This is a genomic window from Actinotalea sp. (assembly GCF_041597215.1).
Lineage (GTDB): Bacteria > Actinomycetota > Actinomycetes > Actinomycetales > Cellulomonadaceae > Actinotalea.
Map to the genome: position 1 here is coordinate 1 of NZ_JBFHHB010000319.1, position 2,935 is coordinate 2,935.

Below are 2,935 nucleotides of genomic sequence, written 5' to 3' on the forward strand. Positions count from 1 at the left end.
CTCGTGGCCACCTTCGGGGCCCCGGCCTCGATGGTGCTGACGAACAGCGTGATGGAGGGCTTCGGCGGTGCGGTCGCCTGCGCGATCGAGGGCGGCGGTGCTGCGACGATCACGTCGGGGGGGAACAACGTGATCAGCGACGGGTCGTGCAACCCGAACGGGACCACGGACCAGTCGAGCACGGACGCCCTGCTGGGTCCCCTCGCCGACAACGGCGGTCCCACCCTCACCCACGCGCTCGGGGCCGGTAGCCCGGCGATCGACGCGGCGGACGCCGGTACCTCGCCGGCAACCGACCAGCGGGGCGTCGCCCGACCGCAGGGTGCGGGGTTCGACGTGGGTGCGTTCGAGCTCGAGTAGCACCTGCGCGGGCCGACACCGTCGGACCGGGCGTCACGATCGAGGGCCCCGGAGGCAGCTGCCTCCGGGGCCCTCGGCCCGGGCCCTCGGGGCTGATCAGCCGATCAGGCCCTTCTCGGTCAGCCAGTCCACGGCGACGTCGGCCGGGTCCTCGCCGTCCACGTCGACCGCGGCGTTCATCATGGTCATCGACTCCTCGTCGAGCGCGGCCGAGATCGGCGCGAAGACGTCGGCGATCGCCGGGTACTCGGTGAGCAGCTCCTCGCGCACGTTGGGCGAGGGGTTGTACTTCGGGAAGAAGTTCTTGTCGTCCTCGAGGACGGTCAGGCCGAACTCCACGATGCGGCCGTCGGTCGTGTAGACCTCGCCGAACTCGCAGTCACCGTCACCGGTCGCCTGGTAGATCGCGCCGGTCGCGAGCTCGCTGATCTGGTCGGCGGAGAACTCGGTGCCGTAGGTGAGGGCCATGCCCGGGAGTCCGTCGTTGCGGACCGAGAACTCGGACTCGACGCAGAGGCCCGGAGCCTGACCCTCCTCGTTGATCGCCGCGAGCTCGCTCAGGGTGGAGATGCCGTACTTGGCCATCGTGTCGGCGTTCGCGGCGAGCGCGTAGGTGTTGTTGAACGGCGCGTAGTCGAGCCACTCGATCTGGTTCGCCTCGAGGTCCTCGGCCTTGACGGCCTCGAACTGCTCCTGCGAGTCCTGGATCGCGTCGGGGTGGCCCAGGTGGGTGATCCAGCCGGTACCGGTGTACTCCCAGTAGGTGTCGATGTCGCCGGACAGCAGCGCGGCGCGGGTCGCCTCGGTCCCCTGGATGCTGCAGCGGTTGGTGACGTCGGCGCCGGCGTCGGACAGCACGGCGACGGAGATCTCACAGAGCACGAGCTGCTCGGTGAAGTCCTTCCCGCCGACGGAGATCGACGCGCCGGAGAGCACGCCTTCCCCGCCCCCGGAGGACGAGCCCCCGGAACAGGCGGTCAGGGTCATGCCGGCAGCAGCCAGCAGGGCGACGGTGGAGACGATGCGCTTCACGATGTCCTCTTCGGTGTCGGGTGCATGAGTGTCGTGCGAGGTTGTCGGTCGTGCAGGTGGTGCGGGTGGTGCGGGGGGCTCACAGTCCCCGTGGTCGGAAGACGCGCTCGGCCAGGGCGGAGAGCCAGTCCACGGTGAGCGCGAGGGCCGCGACCAGGAAGGCGCCGACCAGCGTGACCGAGGTGCGGTTGAGCTTCTGGCCGGTGTCGATGAGGTAGCCGAGACCACCGGCGTTGATGAACGCGCCGAACACCGCCGTGCCCACGGCGAGCACGAGCGAGATCCGGATGCCGGCGATGATCACCGGGACGGCCAGCGGCAGCTCCACGCGGAACAGGGTCTGCATGTTGCTCAGGCCGACCCCACGGCTCGCCTCGATCAGGCTGCGGTCCACGCGACCGAGACCCACCAGGACGTTGCGCAGCACCGGGAGGACGGCGGCCACCACGATCGCCAGGACGGCGGTCGTGAGCCCGAAGCCCATGATCGCCGGCAGCAGGAACATCACGCCGAGCGGCGGGAGTGCCTGGGCGAAGGACAGGAAGGTCAGCAGCCCACCGCGGTAGGGGGTGAAGAGGGGCCGGGAGAAGATCACGCCGAGCGGGACCGCGACCAGCACGATGAACAGCACCGAGAGGCCGCTGAGCACCAGGTGCTGCTCGACGCGCAGCAGCACCTCGGCCGGAGCCAGTGCCCGCTGCTCGATCGAGTCGAGCTCGCCGTTCATCAGCACGATCGAGGCGACGATCGCGATGAGGGCGAAGACCGGGGAGACGACGAGCTCGAGGATGCTGCGCACCTTGAGCCGGCGGGCAGCCTTCGCGTCCTCTGCCGCCGCGTCGGCGATCCGCTGCTGCTCGGCCTCCTCGGCGATCCGCCTCAGCTCGTCCTGCTGTGCCTGGGTGGAGGCGGGAGTCATGCGTCACCGCCTCCCAGGATCTCCGCGGTCGGCGCGGCGCTGGACTCGGCGACGGCGTCGGAGATCGCCTGGTCGGTGTGCTCGGTCACCATGTCCTCCCAGCGCAGGCCACCCACGAGGCGACCGGCGTCGTCGACGACGGCCACCACGGGCACGTGCTGGGTGAGCATCTCGTCGACAGCGGCGTGCAGGCTGGCGTCCTTGCCGATGGTGACCATCGCGACGTCCTCCTCCGTGTGCCCCGGGACGTGGTGCCAGGCACGGGGGCGCCCACGGCCGTCCACCTGGGCGACGAGGTCGCCGCGCGAGTGCCGTCCCTTGTCGGACTTGAGCACGTCCCGCAGCGGCATGTCGTCGAGCGTCACCAGGGCGAGGCGCCGCACCGCCGCGCCGCCGCCGACGAACTCGCTGACGAAGTCGTCCGCGGGCTCGGAGAGCACCCGGGCGGGCACGTCGTACTGGTGCAGCTTGCCGCCCTGGCCGAAGACGGCGATCCGGTCACCGAGCTTGACGGCCTCGTCGAGGTCGTGGGTGACGAAGCAGATCGTCTTCTTCACCTGGTCCTGAAGGGCGAGGAACTCGTCCTGGAGGCGGTCACGCGTGACCGGGTCGATGGCTCCGAAG

The 2,935-nt window shown here is 70.3% G+C and carries 4 protein-coding genes; 1 reads left to right on the plus strand and 3 read right to left on the minus strand.

Going from position 1 to position 2,935, the window contains the following annotated elements:
* Positions 1–360 (plus strand): choice-of-anchor Q domain-containing protein (locus ABWK99_RS15320; RefSeq protein ID WP_372595554.1); only part of this gene is annotated, 360 nt, incomplete at its 5' end.
* A gap of 96 nt (positions 361–456) precedes the next feature.
* Here ABWK99_RS15320 and ABWK99_RS15325 read toward each other — a convergent pair.
* From ABWK99_RS15325 to ABWK99_RS15335, 3 genes are all read right to left on the minus strand, one after another.
* Positions 457–1,392: a glycine betaine ABC transporter substrate-binding protein gene (locus ABWK99_RS15325; RefSeq protein WP_372595555.1), complete on the minus strand. Its 936-nt coding sequence runs from the start codon at positions 1,390–1,392 to the stop codon at positions 457–459.
* Positions 1,393–1,471: 79 nt separating this feature from the next.
* Entirely contained in the window at positions 1,472–2,311 is an 840-nt protein-coding gene (locus tag ABWK99_RS15330) for an ABC transporter permease (protein ID WP_372595556.1), read from the minus strand.
* Positions 2,308–2,935 (minus strand): CBS domain-containing protein (locus tag ABWK99_RS15335; protein ID WP_372595557.1); only part of this gene is annotated, 628 nt, incomplete at its 5' end. The genes ABWK99_RS15335 and ABWK99_RS15330, both read right to left, overlap by 4 nt.

Excerpts from the sequence above, each read along its gene's own strand:
- ABWK99_RS15330 (WP_372595556.1), bottom strand. The coding sequence starts at position 2,311 with ATGACTCCCGCCTCCACCCAGGCACAGCAGGACGAGCTGAGGCGGATC.